At 74.0% G+C, this 23,333-nt stretch carries 19 protein-coding genes; 6 read left to right on the plus strand and 13 right to left on the minus strand.

Annotation, left to right across the window (positions count from 1 at the left end; all coding sequences use genetic code 11):
- Nucleotides 1-110 precede the first annotated feature (110 nt).
- A complete protein-coding gene (locus ACZ7FF_RS16430; protein ID WP_470812876.1) occupies nt 111-1,802 on the minus strand; it encodes a DUF885 domain-containing protein in 1,692 nt (563 codons plus the stop codon).
- Nucleotides 1,803-1,855: 53 nt separating this feature from the next.
- A complete protein-coding gene (locus tag ACZ7FF_RS16435) occupies nt 1,856-2,341 on the minus strand; it encodes an Lrp/AsnC family transcriptional regulator (protein WP_470812877.1) in 486 nt (161 codons plus the stop codon).
- A gap of 60 nt (nt 2,342-2,401) precedes the next feature.
- On the opposite strand from ACZ7FF_RS16435, the gene ACZ7FF_RS16440 reads away from it, so the two are divergent.
- Nucleotides 2,402-3,601 (plus strand): trans-sulfuration enzyme family protein, encoded by a 1,200-nt coding sequence (locus ACZ7FF_RS16440; RefSeq protein ID WP_470812878.1) that lies wholly within the window; start codon nt 2,402-2,404, stop codon nt 3,599-3,601.
- A gap of 384 nt (nt 3,602-3,985) precedes the next feature.
- Here ACZ7FF_RS16440 and ACZ7FF_RS16445 read toward each other — a convergent pair whose 3' ends face one another.
- From ACZ7FF_RS16445 to ACZ7FF_RS16470, 6 genes are all read right to left on the minus strand, one after another.
- Nucleotides 3,986-5,434, minus strand: a complete 1,449-nt coding sequence (locus tag ACZ7FF_RS16445) for a GNAT family N-acetyltransferase (RefSeq protein ID WP_470812879.1) — start codon at nt 5,432-5,434, stop codon at nt 3,986-3,988.
- Nucleotides 5,435-5,568: 134 nt separating this feature from the next.
- Nucleotides 5,569-8,229 carry a DUF7824 domain-containing protein gene (locus ACZ7FF_RS16450; protein WP_470812880.1) on the minus strand — a complete coding sequence of 887 codons (2,661 nt, stop codon included), beginning with the start codon at nt 8,227-8,229 and terminating at the stop codon, nt 5,569-5,571.
- A complete protein-coding gene (locus tag ACZ7FF_RS16455; protein WP_470812881.1) occupies nt 8,226-9,659 on the minus strand; it encodes an SWIM zinc finger family protein in 1,434 nt (477 codons plus the stop codon). Before ACZ7FF_RS16455 ends, ACZ7FF_RS16450 begins: the two co-directional genes overlap by 4 nt.
- Nucleotides 9,660-9,805: 146 nt before the next feature.
- Nucleotides 9,806-11,389, minus strand: coding sequence for an alkaline phosphatase D family protein (locus tag ACZ7FF_RS16460; protein ID WP_470812882.1), 1,584 nt, complete (start codon nt 11,387-11,389; stop codon nt 9,806-9,808).
- A gap of 194 nt (nt 11,390-11,583) precedes the next feature.
- The gene (locus tag ACZ7FF_RS16465; RefSeq protein ID WP_470812883.1) at nt 11,584-12,414 is read right to left on the minus strand and encodes an alpha/beta fold hydrolase; all 831 of its coding nucleotides are present in this window, start codon (nt 12,412-12,414) and stop codon (nt 11,584-11,586) included.
- A gap of 97 nt (nt 12,415-12,511) precedes the next feature.
- The gene (locus ACZ7FF_RS16470) at nt 12,512-13,165 is read right to left on the minus strand and encodes an NADPH-dependent F420 reductase (RefSeq protein WP_470812884.1); all 654 of its coding nucleotides are present in this window, start codon (nt 13,163-13,165) and stop codon (nt 12,512-12,514) included.
- Between the two features lie 121 nt (nt 13,166-13,286).
- On the opposite strand from ACZ7FF_RS16470, the gene sigJ reads away from it, so the two are divergent.
- Nucleotides 13,287-14,171, plus strand: a complete 885-nt coding sequence (gene sigJ / locus ACZ7FF_RS16475) for an RNA polymerase sigma factor SigJ (RefSeq protein WP_470812885.1) — start codon at nt 13,287-13,289, stop codon at nt 14,169-14,171.
- A 240-nt stretch (nt 14,172-14,411) separates the two neighbouring features.
- Nucleotides 14,412-15,173 (plus strand): GntR family transcriptional regulator, encoded by a 762-nt coding sequence (locus tag ACZ7FF_RS16480; RefSeq protein WP_470812886.1) that lies wholly within the window; start codon nt 14,412-14,414, stop codon nt 15,171-15,173.
- Between the two features lie 509 nt (nt 15,174-15,682).
- Here ACZ7FF_RS16480 and ACZ7FF_RS16485 read toward each other — a convergent pair.
- From ACZ7FF_RS16485 to ACZ7FF_RS16495, 3 genes are all read right to left on the minus strand, one after another.
- Nucleotides 15,683-16,840 carry an ROK family transcriptional regulator gene (locus tag ACZ7FF_RS16485; RefSeq protein ID WP_470812887.1) on the minus strand — a complete coding sequence of 386 codons (1,158 nt, stop codon included), beginning with the start codon at nt 16,838-16,840 and terminating at the stop codon, nt 15,683-15,685.
- 402 nt (nt 16,841-17,242) lie between these two features.
- Nucleotides 17,243-17,899, minus strand: a complete 657-nt coding sequence (locus ACZ7FF_RS16490; protein WP_470812888.1) for a response regulator — start codon at nt 17,897-17,899, stop codon at nt 17,243-17,245.
- Nucleotides 17,900-17,913: 14 nt separating this feature from the next.
- Nucleotides 17,914-19,068: a sensor histidine kinase gene (locus tag ACZ7FF_RS16495; protein ID WP_470812889.1), complete on the minus strand. Its 1,155-nt coding sequence runs from the start codon at nt 19,066-19,068 to the stop codon at nt 17,914-17,916.
- 107 nt (nt 19,069-19,175) lie between these two features.
- Here ACZ7FF_RS16495 and ACZ7FF_RS16500 point away from each other — a divergent pair, with 107 nt between their 5' ends.
- Genes ACZ7FF_RS16500 through ACZ7FF_RS16510 form a run of 3 tightly spaced genes read left to right on the plus strand, consistent with a single transcriptional unit; the run spans nt 19,176 to nt 21,300 of the window.
- A complete protein-coding gene (locus ACZ7FF_RS16500) occupies nt 19,176-20,096 on the plus strand; it encodes an ABC transporter ATP-binding protein (protein ID WP_470812890.1) in 921 nt (306 codons plus the stop codon).
- Between the two features lie 2 nt (nt 20,097-20,098).
- On the plus strand, nt 20,099-20,815 hold the full coding sequence (locus tag ACZ7FF_RS16505) for an ABC transporter permease (protein WP_470812891.1): 717 nt from the start codon (nt 20,099-20,101) through the stop codon (nt 20,813-20,815).
- A gap of 41 nt (nt 20,816-20,856) precedes the next feature.
- Nucleotides 20,857-21,300, plus strand: coding sequence for a hypothetical protein (locus ACZ7FF_RS16510; protein ID WP_470812892.1), 444 nt, complete (start codon nt 20,857-20,859; stop codon nt 21,298-21,300).
- On the opposite strand, the gene mug is transcribed toward ACZ7FF_RS16510, so the two are convergent.
- Together mug and purB are read right to left on the minus strand one after the other, a co-directional pair.
- Nucleotides 21,301-21,741 carry a G/U mismatch-specific DNA glycosylase gene (mug, locus tag ACZ7FF_RS16515; RefSeq protein WP_470813090.1) on the minus strand — a complete coding sequence of 147 codons (441 nt, stop codon included), beginning with the start codon at nt 21,739-21,741 and terminating at the stop codon, nt 21,301-21,303.
- Between the two features lie 113 nt (nt 21,742-21,854).
- Entirely contained in the window at nt 21,855-23,297 is a 1,443-nt protein-coding gene (gene purB, locus ACZ7FF_RS16520) for an adenylosuccinate lyase (protein ID WP_470812893.1), read from the minus strand.
- Nucleotides 23,298-23,333 lie beyond the last annotated feature (36 nt).

Raw genomic sequence — 23,333 nt, forward strand, 5'->3', positions numbered from 1 at the left:
GCATCGGCCCCCGGGCACCAGCTAGCGGCCGCCCCGCCGCCCCCGCCACCGGGGGACGGCCGGACGGCCGAGCCGGGCGCGGTCCGGGCGATCCCGGCCGCGCCCCGCGGTCAGAGCTGGGACAGCTCGTCCACCAGGTCGTCCAGACCCAGCGAACCCTGCGACAGCGCCGCCATGTGCCAGGCCTTCAGGTCGAACGCGTCGCCGTGCCGCTCGCGCGCCTTCTCCCGGCCCAGCAGCCAGGCCCGCTCACCGAGCTTGTAGCCGATCGCCTGGCCCGGAATGGTCAGGTACCGGGTCAGCTCGCTCTCCACGAAGTCCGCGGGCCGGCTGCTGTGCGCACCGAAGAACTCCTGGGCCAGCTCCGGGGTCCAGCGCTCACCCGGGTGGAACGGCGAGTCCGCCGGGATCTCCAGCTCCAGGTGCATGCCGATGTCCACGATCACCCGGGCCGCCCGCATCATCTGCGCGTCCAGGTAGCCGAGCCGCTGCTCCGGGTCGGTGAGGTAGCCCAGCTCGTCCATCAGCCGCTCCGCGTACAGCGCCCAGCCCTCCGCGTTGGCGCTGACCCCGCCGACCGTCGCCTGGTAGCGGGAGAGGTTCTCGGCCACGTGCGCCCACTGCGCGAGCTGCAGATGATGGCCGGGCACACCCTCGTGGTACCAGGTCGAGACGAGGTCGTAGACCGGGAAGCGGGTCTGCCCCATGGTGGGCAGCCAGGTGCGGCCCGGCCGGGAGAAGTCCTCCGACGGCGCCGTGTAGTAGGGGGCCGCGGCGCCGCCGGGCGGGGCGATGCAGGACTCCACCTTCCGCACCCGCTCGGCGAGTTCGAAGTGCGTGCCGTCCAGGTCCTCGATGGCCTTGTCCATCAGACCCTGCAGCCAGGCGCGGACCTCCTCGACGCCCTCGATGTGCCGGCCGTGCTCGTCGAGGTGCGCCAGCGCCACCCAAGGCGTCTCGGCCCCGGGCAGGATCTTCTCCGCCTCCTGCCGCATCTCGCCGAGCAGCCGGTGGAACTCCGACCAGCCGTACGCGTACGCCTCGTCCAGGTCCAGGTCGGTGCCGTTGAAGTAGCGGGACCAGCGCGCGTACCGCTCACGGCCCACGACGTTCGGGGCGCCCTCGACGGCCGGCGCGTACACGTCCCGCAGCCAGTTCCGCAGCTCCACCAGGGCGCCGGTCGCCGCACGGGCCGCCTCGTCCAGCTCCGCGCGCAGCGCCTGCGGACCCGCGGCGGCGAAGTCCTCGAACCAGCCGCGGCCCTTGCCGTCCGTGTCCGTCCACTCGCTGACCTGCTCGATGAAGGTCGCGGTCGGCCGCGGGGCCGCGAACAGCTTGCGTTCCAGGCCGAGTTCCAGCGATTCGCGGTAGCCCGCGAGCGCGCCCGGTACCGCGCGCAGCCGCTCGGCGATCGCCGCCCAGTCCTCGTCCGTCCGCGCCGGCGTCACCGTGAAGATGTCCCGCACCGAGTGCCCGGGCGTGTGCATGTTGCCCACCGCGCGCAGGTGCTCGTCCGCCTCGTGCACGGCGAGCTCTGCGGTCAGCCGCTCCCGCAGCAGCCGGCCGCAGCGCCGCTCCACGTCGCTGTCCGCACCGGGCTGCCGCTCCGCCTCGTCCAGCCTGGCGAGGGTGGTCCGGGACAGCTGGGCGAGTGCCTCCTGACCGGCGGGTGAGTAGTCGGGGAGTCTGCCCGAACTCTCCTTCACACCGAGGTAGGTACCCATGACCGGGTCGAGGGCGATGAGCTCGTCGACGTACGCGTCGGCGACCTGTCGGGGCAGCGGGCTCTTGGTCTCAGACATGCCGCCCATCCTCATACGGCGAGGATCTCCGCGTCACCCACGTTCGGGGGGATTCAGCTCTGGGCGTGGCCGGGCGGCAGAAGCGGCCCGCACTCCCACTGCTGGAAGATCAACCGGGTCTCCACCCTGGCCACCTCGCGGTGCGCCGTGAACTCGTCGAGCACCAGACGCTGCAGATCCGCCATGTCCGCGACGGCCACATGCACCAGATAGTCGTCGGGCCCGGTGAGGTGGAACACCGTCCGCGCCTCCGGCAGCGCGCGGATCCGCTCGACGAACGGCCCGACCAGCTCCCGCCGGTGCGGTCTGACCTGCACAGACAGCAGCGCCTGCAACCCGCGGCCGAGTCTGGCCGGGTCGAGCTGCAGCCGGTGGCCGAGGATCACGCCGGAGCGGCGCAGCCGGGTGACCCGGTCCAGACACGTCGACGGCGCCACGCCCACCTGCTCGGCGAGGTCGCGATAGGTGGTCCGGGCGTCGTTCTGCAGCAGCCGCAGGAGATGCAGGTCCACCGGATCCAGTACGACAGATTCGGCCATTGGCCGAACGTAGCACGGTGTTCGAATTCAGTGAACCGTTCATTGTTCACCCTTCCGCCCATGGACACAGCGACGACGGGTGCCTACGACGACGTACGCACCGCAACCAGAGCCCTGGCCACCGAGGCCGTGCACGCCGGCCGCGACGATCTCGCCGGGCAGGGGCTGCACGCCCCGCCGATCGACCTGTCCACCACCTACCCCTCGTACGACAGCCGGGGCGAGGCCGCCCGCATCGACGCCTTCGCCGGCGACGGCGCCGACCCGACCGGCCCGCCGATCTACGGCCGCCTCGGCAATCCGACCGTCGCCCGCTTCGAGACGGCCCTGGCCCGGCTCGAGGGCACCGAGTCCTCGGTCGCCTTCGCCAGCGGCATGGCCGCGCTCAGCGCGGTCCTGCTCGCCCGGTCCGCCATGGGGCTGCGCCACGTCGTCGCCGTACGGCCGCTATACGGCTGCAGCGACCATCTGCTGACCGCGGGGCTCCTCGGCAGCGAGGTGACCTGGACCGACCCGGCCGGCATCGCCGACGCGCTGCGCCCGGACACCGGCCTGGTGATGGTCGAGTCCCCGGCCAACCCGACCCTCGCCGAGGTCGACCTGCGGGCCCTCGCGCACGCCTGCGGCTCGGTTCCGCTGCTGGCCGACAACACCTTCGCGACGCCGGTGCTGCAGCGTCCGGCCGAGCACGGCGCGCGGCTGGTGCTGCACAGCGCCACCAAGTACCTCGGCGGCCACGGCGACGTGCTGGCCGGAGTGGTCGCCTGCGACGAGGAGTTCGCGGGCAAGCTGCGGCAGATACGGTTCGCCACCGGAGGGGTGCTGCATCCGCTGGCCGGCTATCTGCTGCTGCGCGGGCTGTCCACCCTTCCGGTGCGGGTCCGGGCGGCCTCCGCGAACGCCGCCGAACTGGCCCGCCGGCTCGGTGCCGACCCGCGCGTGTCCCGGGTGCGCTATCCGCGCCTCGGCGGCGCGATGATCGCCTTCGAGGTGCACGGAGACCCGCACGAGGTCATCTCCCGGGTCCGTCTGGTCACCCCGGCGGTGAGCCTCGGCAGCGTCGACAGCCTCATCCAGCACCCCGCCTCCATCAGTCACCGCATCGTCGACGCCGACGACCGGCGCGGCGCGGGGGTCAGCGACCGCCTGCTGCGGCTGTCGGTCGGCCTGGAGGACGTCGACGATCTCTGGGCGGACCTGGACCAGGCGCTGGGGGAGCGGGTCCTGGCGCCGGTGCCCCTGCGGGAGGCAGTGGGCTGAGAAACGGCCCCCGCCCCTACGAGGGGAGGGGCGGGTGGTCCGGGTGCGCCACCCGGACGACGCGGGCGGATGGCGGCGGCCTCCTGACGGGCCCCTCGCCGCAGATCCGCTCTCCACACCGGCCCCACACCGACTGCGAGCGCTGTCGGGGTGGGGCCGGTGTGGCGGGTCCGTTGCGGGGGGCGCGCGCCGCACCGCGGCCCGGTGGAAGGCACCGGGCCGGGTCGGTGAGGGGAGACCGGCGGCCGTCCCGGCGGGCCGGGGTTCGGCTCCGCTGTCGTCGCCGGCTGGTGGGTTCGCCGAAGAGGGTGCCCCGCACCGGGGCCCGGTGGAAGGTGCCGGCCCGTGGTGGCGACGCCGGCACTGTGCTCCGGGTGGGGATCGTCAGTCGCGGTGGGCCGGGTTTCCCAGGCGGCCCCGTGCGGTGCCGTGCGACGGACCGGCGGCGGTGCGAGCGGTGTCCAGCCGGGCCGTGATGACCAGGGTGCCCTCCTCCACCTGGTAGTCCAGCGGCAGGCTGAGGCCGCGCATCGCGGCGACCATGCCGGTGTTGGAGGCCTGGGTCACCGCGTACACGCTCCCGCAGCCGGCCTCCACCGCCATCGCCACCAGCCGCCCGAGCAGTTCGGCACCGATCCCACGCCGCTGCCAGTCGTCCTCGATCAGCAGCGCCACCTCCGTCTCCTCGCCGTCCCAGAGCAGATGGCCGAGTCCGACGATGCGGCCCGAGGTGGTCTGCACCGCCAGCGTCCGCCCGAAGCGGGGGCTGAGCAGGTGGGTCAGATAGCGGTCCGCGTCGCCGACCGGACCGTGGTAGCGCAGGCCGAGGGTGCGGGCCGAGCACCGCTCGTGCATCGCCTTGGCCGCGGCCAGGTCACCGGTGTCGATCCGGCGGACGGTGATGTCGTTGCCCTCGGGCAGCGTCAGCACGTCCTGGCCGTCCGGGATCCGCGGGCCGAGCCGCGCGTCCAGCTCCACCAGCGCCCGGGCCCGCGCGAACTCGGTCGGCGTGAACGGCAGATACGGCCGCTCCACGGTGAGCACTCCGCCCTCCGGCGCCGGCAGTCGCATGACGGTGTCCTCCAGCACGCCCTCGACCGGCACCGGCTCGGGACCGCGCCCCCCGCCGACCGGCCTGCCCGGCAGCGAACGGATCGTGCACCGGCCCAGCAACTGGCGCAGCGCCAGCGGCAGTTCGGCGGCGTCCAGCGCGGTGCGGGCGGCCAGGCCGAGCACCCGGGTCGGTGCGTCGACCAGGTCGTGGGCGTCGGCCCGCTCGATCCAGGTGGACGTGCCCCCGGCCGTCGACACCACCTCGGTGATCTCGGCCGCCGCCAGCGCCGCCGGCGCCCGCAGCAGGAACTCGTCCACCGTGCCGTCGGCCAGCGGGTGCGTCTGGAGGCTCAGGATGTCGACCCGGCGCCCCGCCAGCGCCGAGCACAGCGCGGCCAGCGAACCGGGCTCGTCCTTCACCGTCGTCCGCATCCGCCACAGCGCGCCGGTACCGCTCACCTCGTCGGCGGCGGCACCTGGCTGTTCGGCGGCCCCGGCCGACCGCGTCTCGGCGGCCGGCCGGGCACCGGTATCGCTCACGGGCGGTGCGTGGCCATGGCGCCGTGACCACCAGGTGTGGAAGCCCGCCGTCGCGGCCAGCGCGATCGCCGAGATCACCAGCAGTGCCGGACCGTCGGGACCGTGCCCGATCAGATTGGCCACCCCGTCGGCCACGGCGACGGCCGTGAAGAGCGCGGCGAGTTCCACGAGGTCCCGCCGCCAGTGGTGCACGGGCCGTCCGTGCTTCGCTCGGGTCACATCAGACATCTCTGGAGTCATGCACCCACTGTGAAGGAAAGGTGTTGCGTGATCACGAACTGTTTGTGACCGATGGGTAAAAGCCTGCTCCGTACCCTTTGTTGCCTTTTTCACTGTGGGGGGTTCGGCGGCGTGCCGTCGCACGGCGGTTCGACTCAGGCGGCCGGCACCACCTCCGGGGCCAGCGCGGCCCGCAGCCGCCGGGCCTCGGTCACCAGGCGCGAGGCGCCCTTGCGGGCGGCGATCTCCGCCAGGTGCGGCAGTTCCCCGTGTGCCCCGCACCGTTCGGCGCAGTCCGCCGCCACGGCCAGCAGGTCCCCGAGCCCCCGTGCCGCCACGGCCGCCGCCTCCGGCCGGGCCGTACCGAGACCGGCGAGCGGCTCCGGCAAGGTGTGCCGGAGCATGCTCCATATCGTCGCCTCGGCTCCCGTGGCCGCCGCCGTACGCGCCGAGTCGGCCAGCCGCTGCGGTTTGACCGCGCCGCGCACCATCAGGTCGCCCAGGTCCGCGCCCAGCCGGTCGGCGTCGAGCTGTCCTCGTGCGGCAAGTATGAGCAGGGCGTCCACGGCGGCCAGCCGCTCCTCGGCGTGCCGCGCGCCCAGCCCGTACGCCACGCACAGGTGCACGGCCTCGCCCGCCTCGCCGCCGGACTCGGCGAGCAGGGGCAGCACGGTGGAGCCCCGTTTGTCGTGGGCGGCCGTCGCGGCGACGTCGGGCAGGATCCGGGCCGCCACCAACTCGCGCCGTTCGGGCAGCACGGCGAGCCAGTGCCGGCGAGCCCCCCAGTTCCAGTGGCTGCAGTGCCAGCGGTCGAACGCCGACAACGGCCGTCCGAGCCGGTGGAACTCCTGCGGGAAGTTCTCGACCATCTCCGGCACTTCGCCCAGCTCCAGGAGCACCCGCACGCCCTCGGTCCGGCGCCGGACCGACGGCGGGGCCGGGTGCCCCGCCATCAGCCACCTGGCCAGCCGGACGCCCTCGCGGGTGCCGAGCGCCCGCGCCCGCCGTGCCGCGTCCTCGGCCGCGGCACGGTCGTCCCTCTGCACCCGCAGCAGGGCCTGCCCGAAGTCGAGCGCACCGACCCGCGCGTCCAGGCGCCGGTACTCGGCCAGGCGCTCCACCAGCTCCGCCGGATCCAGCAGTCCCGTGCTCCAGGTCGGCGTGGCGAGCAGCAGCGGCAGGGGGTCCTTGCGGATGCGGTGCGCCACCTCGCGGAGCCGGGCGTCGAACACCCGGCTGAGCCCGCTGTGCGCACACTCGTGCTCCTTCGGCCCGCGCCGGACGGCGTCGAGCAGCGTGGTCGTCCTCACCTTGCCGTGCAGGCTCGCGAGGAGCAGGTCGAGTCCCTCCTCCGCGTCGAGCAGGCCGTGGCGGCCGTTGCCGAAGAGATCGTCGATTCCGGGCCATGCCAGGCGCTGTTTCGTGGCCCACCAGCGCTTCGCGATCACCGGTGCCAGCGCCTCGCGCAGTGCGTCCGCGTCCCGGTGGGTGTGCCGCACCAGGCCGTCCAGCGCCCGCTCGAACGCGGCGACGTCTCCGCCGGACGCCAGCAGCGCCCCCACCTCTTCGGCCACCTCGGCCGCGGTCCTCGGCGTCGGCGCGAGCCGCTCCGGCTCGGGCGCGGGCGGCAGCACCTCCTCGTACGCCTCCGCAGCCGCGCCCACCGCGGCGGAGCCCAGCGCGGTGGCCGCGTGGACGCGCAGGGCGGGACCCAGCTGCCGGGCCGCGGCGGCGATGTCGTCGGCGCGGTCCAGTGCGCCGGCGTGCCGTTCGACCAGCTTGAGCGCACGCTCCTGGATCTGGGCGTCCTCGTGCCCGAACGCCTGGGCCACCACCGGCAGCAGCTCGGGTACGACGGCCGGATCACGGCCGAGCACCTTGCCGAGCAGCACCAGCTGGGTCCGGACCAGCTTCTTCTCGGCGCGGAACAGCAGCGCTTCGGAGGCCTCCGCCAACTGCCGCGTGGTCAGCAGGCCGTCCAGGGCCAGCGCCGTGAGCACCGTCTGGGCGTGCGCGGCCACGGCCGGGACCGCTTCGCGGGCCAGGGCCGTCCAGTCGGTGACGCGCTGCCGCTCCTCCGTGCGGGTCAGGGCCAGTGCGGTCAGCAGCGGCAGGAAGATCCGGTGGTCCGTGGGGCCGCCGCCGCGCAGCAGCCGGGCCGTGCAGGCGTCGACGAGGAAGGCGCGGTCGAGGACGCCCTCCCGGGCGAGCGTGGCCAGGGCGTCCTGCCAGGCGTGCGCTCCGTCGCCGAGCATCCAGCGGACCTCGCGCACGTCCGTGAGCGTGAACAGCCCGGCCACCAGCGGGGCGAGCTGTGGTTCGCCGCGCAACCGGGGGAGGACGCAGCCCTGGTCCCAGCCGGAGCCGACGCTGCGGACCCAGCTGACCACATACGCGTCCGTGGCCGGTACGTCGCAGCCGGCACGGCTCACCAGCCCGGCCATCAGGTCGTACGGGACGTTCGCGGAGACCGGCCGGCCCGCCAGCCGGTGTGCGACATCGGCCAGCCAGCCGGTGTCCCGGTGCTCCAGCACCCGCAGGATGCTCTCCGTCGGCGCCCGCCGCCAGCGCATGTCCGTCCCGGCCAGCCAGTCGGCGGCGGCCGCCGCGCCGGTGTGGCAGGCCGCCCCGGCCAGATGGAGCGACGGGCGGATCCGGTCGGACCCGGGTGCCCACGGCGGGGTGGCCCGCAGCTCCTTGCGCAACTCCTTCAACTCCGGCAGGGCGGAACGTCGTTCGGTGTCCGTCATGCCCCGCAGCACGCGCAGCGTCTCCGCCGTGCCTCCCGCCCGTACCGCCTCCGTCAGCGCGCTCATCGCACACCCCCGTCGATTCCCGCCGGAACCCGCTCCGCCACGACGGTCGCGTTCGCCGTGTCCACGACGGCGCCCCGTCGCACCATCCGCACCGCCAGCGCGTGTTTGCACGGCCCGCGCCCGCCCCGGTACTTCGCCCACCACAGACAGCTGCAGGTAAGGACCCCCGCCTCGTCCCGCACCCGGTGCACATGGCCGTCCTCGGCGGTCACCGTGGCGAGCGAGCCGTCCACGGCGACGGCTCCCGAAGCCACCAGCGCCCGTGCCGAACGCAGCCGTGGGTTGTGCTGCTCGACCCGCCCCGCGTCGTACGGCAGTTCACGGTGGAAGTAGGCCGCCTCCGCCGTGTCGTACCCCACCCGGCCCGAGGTGCCGAGGCGGACCAGGGCGGCGCGCACCCGCTCGGGCGTGAGGCCCGATCCCGCCGCGAGGTCGGCCACGTCGACACGGGGTTCCCAGGCCAGCAGCACGGAGATCAACTCGGCGTCCGCCGCGGCCTCTTCGGTGGCCAGCGCGTCGAGGACGCCGCCCTCGCCGGAGAATCCGCGCGAGGCGTCCGGCGAGAGGGTCAGCGTCAGCCGCATACCGGGCAGGACCACCTCCCAGGCGGCGGCAGCGGCGGCCGTGCCGGTCACCGAGGGGCCGTACACCCGCAGGGCCGTCGCGTGACGCAGCACCCGCTGGAGCGCCGCCAGCCGGTCGGGGCCCGGAAGGCAGACCGCGCCGGGCACCACCCGGGTCGTCGGGCGCAGCGTCCGGCCGACCGGCACCACCCAGCGCGGACCGCCCGGGCCCCGCCGAGCGCCGCTTGAACGGGGCAGCCCGCGCAGGAACCGCACCGCCTCGTCCGCCGTCAGTTCGGCCCGCAGGTCGAACCCGGCCGCGATCACCTGGGCCTCGGCGAAGCCGCGCAGCCACCGGTCGGGCAGCGGGACCTTCTTCTCCACCACCGGACCGTCCAGCGTGGTGACCGCGAGCTCCTCCGGGCCGACGCGCAGGTGCAGCGGATCCTCGCCGCCGATCCGCGAAAGCGCCTCGCGCAGCGGGTTGTTGACGTCCACGTTCGTCGTCCCGTGCCCGACCTCGCCGCCGTCGAGGCCCTCGGTGAGCACGTCCAGGCGGGCGTAGACCCCGCCGCAGCCGGAGAAGGACTCGAAGCGCAGTCGGTCGCCGTTGCCCGTCACCACCGGGTCGAGCGAGGCGCGCAGCTGCGGCTGGTGGTACCGCGCCGCCGCCACGTCGGCCACCGCGAGCAGCCCGGCCGCGGCCACCTGGGGCGAGGTCAGGAAGCCCGCGAAGAACCGCGGATGGTCCTGGGCGCCCGTGGGAGTCGCGCCCCGGGACGTTTCCAGTCCGAGGCGGCGGCCGCCCGCGGCCGACTCGAGTGCGGAGGGTCGCCGATAGGCCACGGCCTGCAGTGATCGCGTCATGGAAAAACCGTAGAGCCGACCACTGACAATCCGGCTGACCTGCGAAAGCGCCCGTCCTGCAGGCCGGTTGCCGTGCCGCGCTCCGGGGGATGACGCCGGAGCGCGGCACGGCTCGAAGGGTACGGGAACCGGCGGTTCCGCCGGCGCTACTGGCCGACCCGGCCCGGCTGCAGCGTCTGCGTGAACAGCACGGTGCCGTCGTACTCGCGCAGCCGGACCGTCAGCTCACCGCTGTCGCCGTCGATGTCGACCTCGCCGAAGAACTGGTACCCCTCGGCCGGCGAGACGTTCGAGGCGGTCGGCGCCTTGACGAACACCCGGTCCGGGCCGAACGTGCCGTCGAGCGCGCCGGCCGGGAACGCGCCCGCGTTGAGCGGCCCGGAGACGAACTCCCAGAACGGGGCGAAGTCCTTGAACGCGGCCCGCGACGGGTCGTAGTGCTGGGCCGAGGTGTGGTGCACGTCGGCCGTGAGCCACACCGTGCCGGTGATCCGCCGGTGCTTGACGAACCGCAGCAGTTCGGCGATCTGCAGCTCGCGGCCGAGCGGCGCCCCGGGGTCGCCCTGCGCGACCGCCTCGAAGTCCGGCCTGCCCTCGACCGGGTCCGGCACGACCAGCCCGAGCGGCATGTCGTTGGCGATCACCTTCCACACCGCTCGGGACCTGGAGAGCTCGCGCTTGAGCCACTCCAGCTGCGCGCGGCCGAGGATGCCCACCGGGTCCACGGTCTGGTCGTCGGGGGAGTTGGCGTTGCGGTAGGTGCGCATGTCGAGCACGAACACGTCGAGCAGCGGTCCGTGGTTGACGACGCGGTAGATCCGGCCGTCCGGGCGGCCGCTGACGGTGGAGATCGGGAAGTACTCGGAGAACGCCCGGCGCGAACGCCCCGCCAGGTCGTCGAGCCGTGTGCCGGCCGGGTAGGGGGTGCCGGTGCCGATCACCTCGCCCGGGTACCAGTTGTTGCGGACATCGTGGTCGTCCCACTGGATGATGTTCGGCACCTGGGCGTTGAACCGGCGCAGGGCCTGGTCCAGCAGGTTGTAGCGGAAGTTGCCGCGGTAGTCGTCCAGGGTGATCGCGACGTGCGACTTCGTCTCGGTGGTGACGCTCCGGTAGACGCCGCCGCCGGGCAGGGTGGCGGTCGCGGAGATCGGCCCGTCGGCGTAGATGTTGTCGCCGCTGCACAGGAAGAAGTCCGGGTCGGTCCTCGCCATGGCGTCGAAGATCCGGTAGCCGCCGATCGACTCGTTGATGCCCCAGCCCTGTCCGGCCAGGTCGCCCGACCAGACGAACTTCACGCCATGGCGCCGCCCTGCCGGAGCGGTGCGGAAGGTGCCGGTCACCGGCTCGCCGGTGCGGCGCGGGTCGTCCGGGTCGGCCAGCAGCACGCGGTAGTGGACCTGCTCGCCGGCGGGCAGTCCGTGCAGCCGGGTCGTGCCGGTGAAGTCGGTGCCGGCGCCGAGCAGCGGGCCCCGCCATCTGCGCGGGTTGCGGAACGACTCGGTGGCCGAGGTCTCCACGATCATCCGGGCGGGCCGGTCCGAACGCACCCACACGAGGCCGGAGTCGGCGGTGACGTCGCCCGCCTGGACGCCCCAGGCCGCCTCGGGGCGCCCGGAGCGCGCGAACGCCGGGGCGGCGCCGAGGCCCACGGGCAGGGTCAGGGCCGCCGACGCGGCGAGGGAGCCGCGCAGAACGCCGCGGCGCCCCGGGAGCTGACGGTGTGACATGGCTGCGCCTCCAGAACGGGATTCGGCCGGTGTGCGGAGCCACACCTACTGGGGCGCCGCGGCGCGCACGCGAACCGCGGGTGAACAAAGCGGCGAGGGGGACGCCCGTCTTACTCCGCGCCGCCTCGCACGCGCGCGCGGGGCGGGAGGTGCGCAGCACGCACGGCACGGTGGGACGCGACTCGCCGCGCCGTTCAGCGGCTGCCGTCCAGGATGACCCGGGCCACCAGGGCCGGGTCGTCGTTCATCGGGCAGTGGCCGCAGCCGGGCAGGCGTATCAGCCGGGCGTGCGGGATGAGCTGCTTGGCGCGGACGCCCTGGCGTCGCACGAGGAGCCGGTCCCGGGCGCCCCAGGCCACCGTGACGGGCAGGCTGGGCAGGTCGTCGGTGAACCGGACGGTGGTGCCCGCCCTGAGGGTCGCGTCGAAGCCGGGGGCGCCCACGAGCGCGAGCGTCTCCGCGACCACCGCCTCGGGGGCCCGGCGGGCGGGGCGCGCGTAGATGGTGCTCGTCAGCGCGGTACGGCCGGCCGCCGTGCGGCTCAGCCTCTCCACCAGGGGCAGCGGGAGCCGCTGGGCGACGCCCCGCATCGCGAGCAGCACGGCGAAGGCGTAGCGGCGCTCGGCCTCCGTCCAGAAGCCCGCCGGGGAGAACGTGGTGACGGACCGCACGAGCTTCTCGCGGCCCAGTTCCAGGGCGAGCAGACCGCCCAGGGAGTTGCCCGCGACATGCGGGCGGTCCAGCTCCAGCGCCTCGAACAGGGCGCCGAGCACGCCGTCGGTCGTGGGCAGGTCGTAGTCGAGGCCGTCCGGGAGGCCGGGCGACGCGCCGAAGCCCGGCAGGTCGACCGCGATGACGTCGCGCTCGGTGGCGAGGATGTCCACGACCGGGTCCCAGGCCTGCCGGTGGTGGCCGATGCCGTGCAGCAGGACCAGCGGTTCGCCGCGTCCCACGCGCGCGTAGGCCACGGTCACGTCCTTGGGGCCGTGCGGGGTGGGGACCTTGAAGGTGACGGTGGCGGACATGGGGTGCTCCTCGTCTGGGCTGCTGACGGACGCCGTAGACAGCTTGTCAGCAATTACTACCGACGGGTAGCCCCTGTTCGCCCCGGCTGCACGCCCGTCAACGCGCTCGGCGCACCTCGACATTGAAGTCGGCGTGGCCGAGGACCCGGGAGAGCCCGAGCCACAGCGGCAGATACATCTCCAGCGCGCGTGCCGACCCGATGCCACCCAGGTCCAGCACCCGTTCGGCGGGCCATCCCAGCTCGCCGAGCAGCGTCCTCACCTGCTCCTTGGCGGCCGTGTCGTCGCCGCACAGGAACATGTTGTGGTCGCCCGGGACTCGCCCCGGAGCCACCATCACCTGGCAGTTGACGGTGTTCAGCGTCTTCACCACGCGCGCGTGCGGAAAGGTCCGCTGGATCTGCTCGCCCACGCTGTCCGACTCCACCGGCTCCAGGCGGGGCAGCCCGCCTTCGAACGCCAGGGGGTTGGAGACGTCCACCAGGACCTTGCCGCCGAGGTGCCCCGCGCCGACCGCCCGGAGCGCGTCCAGCGCCACCCGGCCGCTCACCGCGTTGACGACCACCTCGGCCGACGCGGCAGCCTCCGCGAACGTCCCCGCGCGGGCCCGGCCCGCCGCGGCGGTCACCCACTCCTGGGCCACCGGGTTGTCCTTGGTGCGCGAGCCGAGCACCACCTCGTGGCCCAGCTCCACCAGTCTGCCGCCCAGTGCGCGGCCCACCTCCCCCGTGCCCAGCACCGCGTACCGCATCGGCAACCTCCAGGTTCTTGGCCGCCGGCCCCGGCGGTCCGCGGTCATTGTGATCCGCCGCGCGGGCCGGCCCACTGATTCCCGGTGGACACCGGCGGGGCGTGTCGGATGGGATGGACGGGTGACCGCCGATCCCGCCACCGAGGTCTTCGAAGAGCACCGGCCCCTGCTCACGGGAGTCGCCTACCGCATGCTCGGCCGGGTGGCCGACGCCGAGGACGTGGTCCAGGACGCCTGGCTGCGCTGGTCGCGCGCGGAGCGCACGGAGGTCCGCGAGCCGCGGGGGTACCTCGTGCGGATCACCACCCGTCTGGCCATCGACCGGCTGCGCCAGGTGCAGGCGCGCGGCGAGGCCTACGTGGGGCCCTGGCTGCCCGAGCCGTACCCGACCGAGTTCGGCGACGCCGCCCCGGACGCCGCGGACCGGGCCGTCCTCGCCGACACCGTCTCCCTCGCCGTGCTGGTCGTCCTGGAGTCGCTGTCGCCCCTGGAACGGGCCGTCTTCGTCCTGCGGGAGGCGTTCGGCTACCCGTACGCCGAGATCGCCGGGCTGCTCGACCGCGGCGAGGCGGCGGTACGGCAACTCGCCGGGCGGGCGCGCAGGCACGTCGACGAGCGGCGGCCGCGCTACACGGTCGATCCCGCCCAGCGACGCGAGCTGACCGAACGTTTCCTCGCCGCCGCGGGCGGGGGAGACCTGGACGGGCTCATGTCCCTGCTCGCCCCGGACGCCCTCCTGGTCGGCGACAGCGGCGGCAAGGCCAAGGCGCCGGTCCGCGTCCTGCACGGCGCCGACAAGATCGGCCGCTTCCTGGCCGCCGTCACCCCCACCGCCGGGCCGGGCCTGTCGTCGCGCCACCTGGAGGTCAACGGCGGCCCCGCCCTGCTGGTCATGTCCGGCGACAAGCCCGACACCCTGATCCAGCTGGACACCGCCGGCGGCCGTGTCATGGCCGTGTACATCATCCGCAACCCCGACAAGCTCCGGTACCTGGCCGACCGCTGACCACGCGCCCCCCCGCAAGCCCCCGTCGTGCGACGGGGGCTTTGCCGCGATGTCACACACCCCGGCGCGTACGAACGCCTCGTGAACGCTTCGCCGCAGGTCACCCGTGCGCCGCCCAAGGGATCGAGGATTGGTCTTGACCAAGGGTGAGCGCCGTCCTATGGTCGCAGAGAAGTGCAACAACCTTTAATAAACAAGGGCGCTAAAAACCGCCGGACCACGGCTCTTGCGGAGGACAGGGTGGGGACCACGCAGCTGGATTCGGTACCGGAACCGAAGTACTGGCATCTCAAGACAGTGCTCAGCGAAGCACTGGACTCCGAGTTCTCGGTCGGCGAGATCCTGCCCAACGAGCGCGACCTCGCCGCCCGCTTCGGCGTGGCCCGTGCCACGCTCCGTCAGGCCCTCGAACAGCTGGAGCTGGAGGGGCGGCTGCAGCGCCGCCGCGGTGTGGGCACCACGGTCGCGCCCCCGCGCGTGGGCGTGGCCGTCGGCACCGAGCGGCACACCTGGCCGGGGGCCGCCGGCGACGCCTGGCAGCCCGTGGACTGCGAGCAGGCCGCGCCGCCCGCCGCCGTCGCGGCGGCCCTGGAGACCGCCGCGGACGAGCCCGTGCACACCGTGTACCGCTCCCGCATGTCGCACGGCCAGCGGGTCGCCACCGAGCTGCTCTACCTCCCGGCCGCCTCCGTGCCCGATCTGACGGCGATCGACGCGCCCTCCGGTCCGGCACGCGCGCGTGCCGTGCTGCGGGAGCTGCACCATCTGGAGCTGGAGGGTCAGGAGCGCGCCGTCGAGCTGGGCTCGGCCCGGGCGGACGACGCGAGGGAACTCGACCGGCTTCCCGGTTCGCCCGTCCTCGTCGTCACCACTCGCTTCGTCGCCCAGGGCCGTACCGCGGCACTGTCCGTCGCGACCTACCGCGCCGACACCTGCCGGCTGACCTTCGGCGAATCGGCGGACGTCGAGATACACCACGACCCGGAGCGACGCGCGTCCTGACCCGCACCGGACCGCCGTCCAGGGACAATCCCGGGGCGGCGGTGCCCGCACGGGTGATGGCAGGGGCGTCCGGCGCGGGTCTCGGGAACGGGCCGGGTGCGGCGATGCGCCGGGCACGGGCCGGGCGCGCCGATGTGCCAAGCCCCTCTGTCACACCCCGGAACTCCGCCGGGGCGTAGGGCGTTTCACCAGTGGGGGATGCGCTCCCCGACACGCCGCCACCGCGGGTCGGCCGCACGAACGGCAGGTGCAGGCGCGGGACGGCGCGGCAAGAGCCGGGTCCGTTTCGGCGTCCGTGCTGCCGCCGCGGCCGGTCGCAAGCAGAGGCCCGTGCAGGGCGAGCGGCCTCACCAACGGCCGGGTGCCTGGCTGGTGTTCGCACGGCCCGGCGGGTCGGCCGCACGAACGACATCTGGAGGGCGGGCAGCCGCCGCAACGACCGGGTGTGCGGCCAGCGTTCGCGTTGCCGTCGGCGAAGAGCCGGGAGGGCACGGCACGACCCCGTTCGGTCAGCGACGTGCCGTCACCGTGCTCTCCACCGCGAACAGTTGCTCCTCGACATGGTCGATGGCCAGCCGTAGCGCGCCCGTGGGCACGACCGCCTCGCCCAGCGCGGACAGTGTCACCCGGGGCGGCCGCAGGCAGTAGCGGGCCAGTTCGCGGCGCAGCGGCTCCAGTACGCCGTCCAGACCGGCCGCCCAGCCGCCGATCACGACCAGCTCCGGATCGAGCGCCAGCACCAGCGCGGCCACGTCGTGCACCAGCCGCTGGATGAACCGCTCGACGGCCGCCCCCGCCCGCTGGTCGCCCTCCCGCGCCAGCGAGAACACCTCGGCCACCGCCTGCTCGTCCAGCGGGTGCAACGGCTCGTCGGTCGTGGACAGCAGCGTCTCCGGGGTCGCCTCCCGGCCCAGCAGATGCAGCGCGCCGATCTCCCCGGCCGCCCCGCCGTAGCCGCGGTGCAGCCGCCCGCCGATCAGCGAACCCGCGCCCGGGCTCAGCCCGGCCAGCACGAACACCACGTCGTCCGTCTCGCTCGCCGCGCCCTTCCAGTGCTCGGCGACGGCCGCCGCGTTGGCGTCGTTCTCCACCAGCACCGGGCATTTGAAGGAACGGCTCAGGCGTTCGCCCAGGGGGAGCCCGGTCCACTGCGGCAGCGCCGTGCTCAGCCGGACCGTGCCGTCGGCCTCCACGATGCCCGGCGTGCCCACGCCCACCGCGCGCAGCGAGCTGCGGGCGACACCGGCCCGCCGCAGCAGCTCGGCGACCGCGCCGCGCAGCCGGTCGAGCCGCTCGTCCGCCGACGCCGTCTCGTCGACCTCCTTGGCCTGCGCGCCCAGCACCCGCCCGTCCAGGTCGGACAGCAGGGCGGAGACCCGGTGCGCGCCGATCTCCAGGCCCAGCAGATGCCCCGCCTCGGCCCGGAACCGGAACCGGCGGGCGGGCCGCCCCTGACGGCGTGCGGTGCCCTCGTCGGCGGCCGTCTCCACGACGAGACCGGCCTCGATCAGGCCTTCGACCACGCCCTCGACCGTCGGCCGGGACAGTCCGGTGACGCGGGTGATCTCGGTGAGCGTCGCGCAGCCCGCGGCACGCAGCGCGTGCAGCACCACCGCGGAATTGATCCTTCGCAGCAGCGAGGGATCGCCGCCGGTCAGCTGCCCCACCGTCCGTCCTTCCAGCTCGCGGGCGTGTTGGGCGGATCGTACTCGGCCCGGCGCACCCCGGCGAGCGCCGGGTTGCCCCCGGCACCGTGCGGCGGTGGAACGATGCGGCCCGAGGCATGGTTGCTCACCCGGGCTCGGCGAGCCCGGCTCGTGGACGGCGGTGCACCGGCGCGGCTCCGGATGCCCCTGCTCACTCGGGCCCTACGCGCCCCAGCCCGAAGCCCGAAGGCCGCCGTGGACCGACGGAGCCCGGAACGCAGTTGCTCGCTCACCTCGGCTTCGATCAGCCCGTCTCGTGCGCGGCGGTGGACCGGCGGCGCCTGAGCACGCTTGCTCAGCCCGAGTTCGATCAGCCCCGTCTCGTCGGCGGCGACGGACCGGCGGAGCCCGGAGCACGCCGGCTCAGCCCGGCTCGACGAACCCCGACTCGTAGGCGGCGATCACCGCCTGGGTGCGGTCGCGGGCGCCGAGCTTGGCCAGCACCGCGCTCACATGCGACTTGACCGTCTCCGTGCCCACCACGAGCCGGGCGGCGATCTCCGAGTTCGACAGCCCCCGTGCCACGAGCCGCAGCACCTCCTCCTCCCGCTCCGTGAGCCGCGCCCGCTCCAGGGCGGCGCGCGCGGGCCGGTCGCCGTCGCCGTACCGGGCGGCCAGCCGTCGTACGGAGGCGGGGAACAGCAGCGACTCGCCCTCGGCCACCAGCCGTACCGCGTGCACGATCTCGGCGGGCCGGGCCCGCTTGAGCAGGAAGCCGTCGGCACCGGCGCGCAGCGCCTCGTACACGTACTCGTCGTCCTCGAAGGTGGTCACCACGAGGATCTTCGGCGGCTCGGCGACCGTGCGCAGCACCGCGCGCGTGGCCTCGATCCCGTCCAGCAGGGGCATCCGCACGTCCATGGCCACCACGTCGGGCCGGAGCCGGCGCACGAGCGGGATGACCGCCGCACCGTCGGCCGCCTCGCCCACCACCTCGATGTCGGGCTGCGCCTCCAGCACCGCCCGCAGGCCCGTGCGGACCAATGGCTCGTCGTCGACAAGGAGAACGGTGACCGGCATCCGGCCAGCCTAGATCAACTCAGTGGCAGCTCCGCCCGCACCTGCCAGTCGCCCTCGTCCGGACCGGTGCGGACACCGCCCCCGAGCAGAGCGGCCCGCTCCCGTATGCCCCGCAGCCCGCTGCCCCGCCCGGGCCCGGGTATCGCGGCCGGCAGCGGGTTGCGCACCTCCAGGACGAGCATGTCGTCGCCGACCGCTACCCGGACCCGCACCGGAACGGCTCCCGCGTGCCGCAGCACGTTCGTGAGCGCCTCCTGAAGGATGCGGTAGCCCTCGCGCGACACGGGCCCCGGGACGGCCGCGACGGGACCGGTCACCTCGGCGTCGACCTTCGCCCCGGAGGCCCGCGCCGACTCCAGGAGCCGACCGGCCTCGGCCAGCGTCGGCCGGGCGCTCACCGGGCGTTCGGACTCGCGCAGCACTCCCAGCACCCGCTCCAGGTCCGCCAGGGCGGCCCGGCCGGTCTCCTCGATGGCGCCCAGCGCCCGGTAGGTGAACTCCGGATCGCCCGCCGTCCGCGCCGCACCGGCCTGTACCACCGCCACGGTCAGCGCGTGCCCGATCGAGTCGTGCAACTCCCGTGCGATGCGCGTGCGTTCCAGCAGCTGCTCGGTGCGCTCCTCCAGGGTGGCCAGCCGCTCCGCGGCGGAGGGACCGAGCAGTCGCCGCGCGCAGAGCGTGACCAGCTCGCCCAGGGCGACGACCACGCCGTACAGGACGATCAGCGGCAGCGGTGTCAGCAGTGCCCAGGCGCGGTCCGGCGGCAGCCGGTCCAGCAGCGGGATCCCGGACGGCGCCCGCCCCCACGCGCACCCCGCCAGCTCGACGCCGATGACGGGCAGCCACACCGTGGTGAACGTGGCCGCCCAGCCGAGAACCCACCGCAGCTCCAGCCACAGCACCGTGCGCAGCCGGTCCCGCCAGGTGGCGGACCGCGCCTCGGAGATGCCCGGTTCCTTCTCGCCCGGCGTCAGCAGCAGCCGTGCCTGCACCCCCTCGCCGGTCCGCACGGCGGGCAGCAGGCCCACCGGGACGAGTACGAGGGCGGGCACCCAGGGCCTCGACATGTCGATGAACAGCCACACGCTCTCCATCAGCATGGGCACCCACAGGTGCAGCAGCCGCGTGTACGTCGTCCCGCGCAGCAGCGGGCGCAGGAGGCGAACCATGGGGACATCGTCGCAGCAGGCACCGACAACGGGCCTCCCCCGCACGGGGGAGACGATCTCCACGCGCGGGGGAGGCGCCAACTCCTCCACGAGGCCAGGCTGAAGCCATGACCAGCATCGACGTACGAGACCTCACCAAGGAGTACGGCGCCCGGCGGGCGGTCGACCACCTGACCTTCAGCGTCATGCCCGGCCGTGTCACCGGATTCCTCGGCCCCAACGGCGCCGGCAAGTCCACCACCATGCGGCTCGTCCTCGGACTGGACCGCCCCACCTCCGGCACCGCCTTGATCGGGGGCCGCGCCTACGCCGAACTCCGTGAGCCGCTGCGCCGGGTCGGCGCCCTGCTGGACGCCGGCGCCGCGCACGGCTCCCGCACCGCGCACGCCCATCTGCGGGCCCTGGCCGCGAGCAACCGCATCCCGGACCGCCGGGTCGGCACGGTCCTGGAGCAGACCGGCCTCGCCGAGGTGGCCCGGCGCCGGGTGAGGACCTACTCGCTCGGCATGCGCCAACGGCTCGGCATCGCCGCCGCCCTGCTCGGGGACCCCGAGGTGGTCCTGCTGGACGAGCCCGCCAACGGCCTCGACCCTGAGGGCATCGTCTGGATCCGTACCCTGCTGCGCGACCTCGCCGCCGACGGCCGTACCGTCCTGGTCTCCAGCCATCTCATGAACGAGACCGCCGCGTTCGCCGACCACCTCGTGATCCTCGGCCGGGGCCGCCTCCTCGCCGACACCCCCGTCCGGGAGTTCATCCACGCGCGCGTACGGCCGCAGGTCAGGATCCGCACCACCGAGACCACCGCCCTCGGCGACCTGCTCGGCCGGCACGGCCACGAGGCCACCCGGCACGAGGACGGAGCCTGGACCGTGCGGCACGCGCGCGTGGACGACCTCGGCCGCCTCATGGCCGAGGCGGGCCTGCCCGTACTGGAACTGGCCGCCCAGGAGGGCACCCTGGAGCAGGCCTACTTCGATCTGACCGCCGGCGAGGCCGAGTTCACCGCCCAGACCCAGGAGGCCTGACCATGCCGTTCACCCCGGTTCTGCGCGCGGAGTGGATCAAGATCCGCACGCTGCGCTCGCTCCTCGGCTCCCTCGCCGCCGTCCTGCTCGCCACTGCGGTGTTCTCCGCGCTCGCCTCGGCCTCCGTCGACCCGGCCGACCCGGACCCGCTGTTCTCGGCGTTCTTCGGCATCAGCTTCGGGCAGATCGCCGCGATCGCCTTCGGTACGACGGCCGTGTCGTCGGAGTTCCGGGGCGGCGCGCTGCGGCTGACGCTGGCGGCCGTGCCCGACCGGCGGCGCTGGTTCGCTGCGAAGGTCACGGCGATCGCCCTGCCCGCGCTCGCCGTCGGACTGCTCACGGGGGCGGTGACGCTGCTGGTGGGCAAGGCCGCCCTCGGCACCTCGGGACCGAGCTGGGGGGAGGGGGTGCGCGGCGCCGTCGGCTGCGGCCTGCAGCTGACGCTGATGGCGCTGTTCGCCGCCGGTCTCACGGCCGTGCTGCGCAGCGGCGTCGCGACCCTCTCCGTCCTGATCCCGTTCCTGCTGATCGTGTCCTTCGTCATCGGTGACATGTCCTCGGGCGTCGCCGACTTCCTGCCCGACCGGGCCGGTCAAGTGGTGTTGCACAGCACCTGGGACGGCCCCCTCGGCCCGTGGAGCGGTCTCGCCGTGAGCGCGCTGTGGACGGCGGCGGCCCTGCTGGCGGGCGCCTGGACCCTCCACCGCAGGGACGCCTGACGGCCCGCCAATTGTCAGTGGGGCCCGCTTTACTGGATCGCATGGACATCGCGAAGTGCCTGACCGTCATCGACCTGCTGTGCGCCCGGGAGTTCCCCGGGGAGCACGGCGTGACGGAGCACGGCGAGAGCGGGCCCGGTTTCCACACGGCCGCCTTAGAGACCAGCGGCGACTTCTGGGACGACGACGGCACGGCGTGGGAGGAGGCGGCGGCGCAGTACGAGGCGGACCGGGACGGCGTGGCCGCGCGGCTCACCGGGCGGTGGGGGCCGGCGCAGCAGTTCAGCCTGCGCAGTGTCCTCGACCGGGCGTTGGCGGGCGAGGACCTGGAAGAGCCCTGGGCCGGGCTGAGCGAGCACGTGCCGGACGTCCACCTCTGGCAGGCGCCCGGCTCGGGCAGATGGGTCGCCCTCGGGGTGTCCCACGGGTACAAGGAGCTTCCGTTCCAGCTCCTCGGCATAGTGACCGAGACCGACCCGCCCTGATCACCCGGCTTCAGCGGCAGCCCGCAGCCGGGCGAACTCCTCCGCCATCGTCGCCGCCGTCCAATGGGCGTTCAGACCGCTGGGATTGGGCAGCACCCACACCCGCGTGTCCCCGATGGTCCGCTTCTGCGGCCCCACCTGCGCCGTGCGGTCCCCGAAGGCGGACCGGTACGCGGTCACCCCGACCACGGCCAGCCATCTCGGTTCGAGGCGCCGCACCTTGTCGGTCAGCAGCCGCCCGCCCTCGGCGTACTCCGCGCCGGTCAGCTCGTCGGCCCGCGCGGTCGCCCGCGCCACGACGTTCGTGATGCCCAGCCCGTACGACAGCAGTTCCCCTTGCTCGGCCGGCTTCAGCAGGCGGGGCGTGAAGCCGGACAGGTGGAGCACCGGCCAGAAGCGGTTGCCGGGGCGGGCGAAGTGGTGACCGGTCGCCGCCGTCATCAGCCCGGGGTTGATGCCGCAGAACAGCACGTGGAGACCGCTTGCGACCACGTCCGGGACGAGACGGTCGCGAGCGGCCTCCAGGTCCGCCTTGGTGAAGCGGGGGGAGCGGGTCAGAGAATCGCCCCGGGCGTGTAGCCGGCGGCCGCCGGGTGCTGCTTGACGATCTCCTCGATCCGGCCGGCGACCACGGCGACCTGGTCGGCCGCGGCGCCCGTGAAGGACAGCTTGTCCGCCATCAGCGCGGCCAGCTGGTCGCGGTCGAGGGGGAGGCGGTCGTCGGCGGCGAGCTTGTCGAGGAGGTCGTTGCGCTCGGCGCCCTGCTCACGCATGGCGAGCGCGGTGGCGACGGCGTTCTCCTTGATCGCCTCGTGCGCGACCTCCCGGCCGACCCCGGCGCGGACGGCGCCCATCAGCACCTTGGTGGTGGCCAGGAACGGCAGGTAGCGGTCCAGTTCGCGGGCGACGACCGCCGGGAAGGCACCGAACTCGTCGAGGACCGTCAGGAAGGTCTCCAGCAGGCCGTCCAGGGCGAAGAACGCGTCCGGCAGCGCGACCCGGCGCACCACCGAGCAGGACACGTCGCCCTCGTTCCACTGGTCGCCCGCCAGCTCACCGGTCATCGAGGCGTAGCCGCGCAGGATCACCATGAGTCCGTTGACGCGCTCGCAGGAGCGGGTGTTCATCTTGTGCGGCATGGCGGAGGAGCCGACCTGGCCCGGCTTGAAGCCCTCGGTGACCAGCTCGTGCCCGGCCATCAGCCGGATCGTCCTGGCCGTCGAGGACGGCGCCGCCGCCAGCTGCACCAGCGCGGTGACGACCTCGTAGTCCAGCGAGCGCGGGTACACCTGGCCGACCGAGGTGAAGGCCTGCGAGAAGCCCAGGTGCCCGGCGATCCGGTGCTCCAGCTCGGCGAGCTTCGCGGCGTCCCCGCCCAGCAGGTCCAGCATGTCCTGCGCGGTGCCCACCGGGCCCTTGATGCCGCGCAGCGGGTAGCGGCCCAGCAGCTCCTCGACCCGGCCGTACGCGACGAGCAGCTCGTCGGCGGCGGTCGCGAAACGCTTGCCGAGGGTCGTGGCCTGCGCGGCGACGTTGTGGGAGCGGCCGGCCATGACCAACTCGGCGTACTCGCCCGCCAGCCTGCCGAGACGCGCCAGCACGGCCACCGTGCGGTCGCGCACCAGCTCCAGCGAGAGCCGGATCTGCAGCTGCTCGACGTTCTCGGTGAGGTCACGGGAGGTCATGCCCTTGTGCACGTGCTCGTGCCCGGCGAGGTCGTTGAACTCCTCGATCCGCGCCTTCACGTCGTGCCGGGTGACCTTCTCGCGCTCGGCGATCGAGGCCAGGTCGACGGTGTCGAGGACGCGCTCGTAGTCGGCGATCGCCTCGTCCGGCACCTCGATGCCGAGGTCCTTCTGGGCGCGCAGCACGGCGAGCCAGAGCTGCCGCTCCAGCTTCACCTTCTGCTCGGGCGACCAGAGCGTGGCGAGCTCGGCGGAGGCGTAGCGTCCGGCGAGGACGTTCGGGATACGGGGCTTGGCGGGCGCTGAAGTCACGTAACCGGATTCTACTGGCGATTCCTGCAGCTCAGC

The sequence above is a fragment of the Streptomyces sp. NPDC037126 genome (assembly GCF_055605965.1).

Excerpts from the sequence above, each read along its gene's own strand:
- ACZ7FF_RS16460 (WP_470812882.1), bottom strand. The coding sequence starts at position 11,389 with ATGTCACACCGTCAGCTCCCGGGGCGCCGCGGCGTTCTGCGCGGCTCC.
- ACZ7FF_RS16445 (WP_470812879.1), bottom strand. The coding sequence starts at position 5,434 with ATGACTCCAGAGATGTCTGATGTGACCCGAGCGAAGCACGGACGGCCC.
- mug (WP_470813090.1), bottom strand. The coding sequence starts at position 21,741 with ATGACGGCGGCGACCGGTCACCACTTCGCCCGCCCCGGCAACCGCTTC.
- ACZ7FF_RS16490 (WP_470812888.1), bottom strand. The coding sequence starts at position 17,899 with ATGCCGGTCACCGTTCTCCTTGTCGACGACGAGCCATTGGTCCGCACG.
- ACZ7FF_RS16510 (WP_470812892.1), top strand. The coding sequence starts at position 20,857 with ATGGACATCGCGAAGTGCCTGACCGTCATCGACCTGCTGTGCGCCCGG.
- ACZ7FF_RS16455 (WP_470812881.1), bottom strand. The coding sequence starts at position 9,659 with ATGACGCGATCACTGCAGGCCGTGGCCTATCGGCGACCCTCCGCACTC.
- ACZ7FF_RS16500 (WP_470812890.1), top strand. The coding sequence starts at position 19,176 with ATGACCAGCATCGACGTACGAGACCTCACCAAGGAGTACGGCGCCCGG.
- ACZ7FF_RS16440 (WP_470812878.1), top strand. The coding sequence starts at position 2,402 with ATGGACACAGCGACGACGGGTGCCTACGACGACGTACGCACCGCAACC.
- ACZ7FF_RS16470 (WP_470812884.1), bottom strand. The coding sequence starts at position 13,165 with ATGCGGTACGCGGTGCTGGGCACGGGGGAGGTGGGCCGCGCACTGGGC.
- ACZ7FF_RS16430 (WP_470812876.1), bottom strand. The coding sequence starts at position 1,802 with ATGTCTGAGACCAAGAGCCCGCTGCCCCGACAGGTCGCCGACGCGTAC.
- ACZ7FF_RS16495 (WP_470812889.1), bottom strand. The coding sequence starts at position 19,068 with ATGGTTCGCCTCCTGCGCCCGCTGCTGCGCGGGACGACGTACACGCGG.
- ACZ7FF_RS16505 (WP_470812891.1), top strand. The coding sequence starts at position 20,099 with ATGCCGTTCACCCCGGTTCTGCGCGCGGAGTGGATCAAGATCCGCACG.
- ACZ7FF_RS16465 (WP_470812883.1), bottom strand. The coding sequence starts at position 12,414 with ATGTCCGCCACCGTCACCTTCAAGGTCCCCACCCCGCACGGCCCCAAG.
- ACZ7FF_RS16435 (WP_470812877.1), bottom strand. The coding sequence starts at position 2,341 with ATGGCCGAATCTGTCGTACTGGATCCGGTGGACCTGCATCTCCTGCGG.
- ACZ7FF_RS16450 (WP_470812880.1), bottom strand. The coding sequence starts at position 8,229 with ATGAGCGCGCTGACGGAGGCGGTACGGGCGGGAGGCACGGCGGAGACG.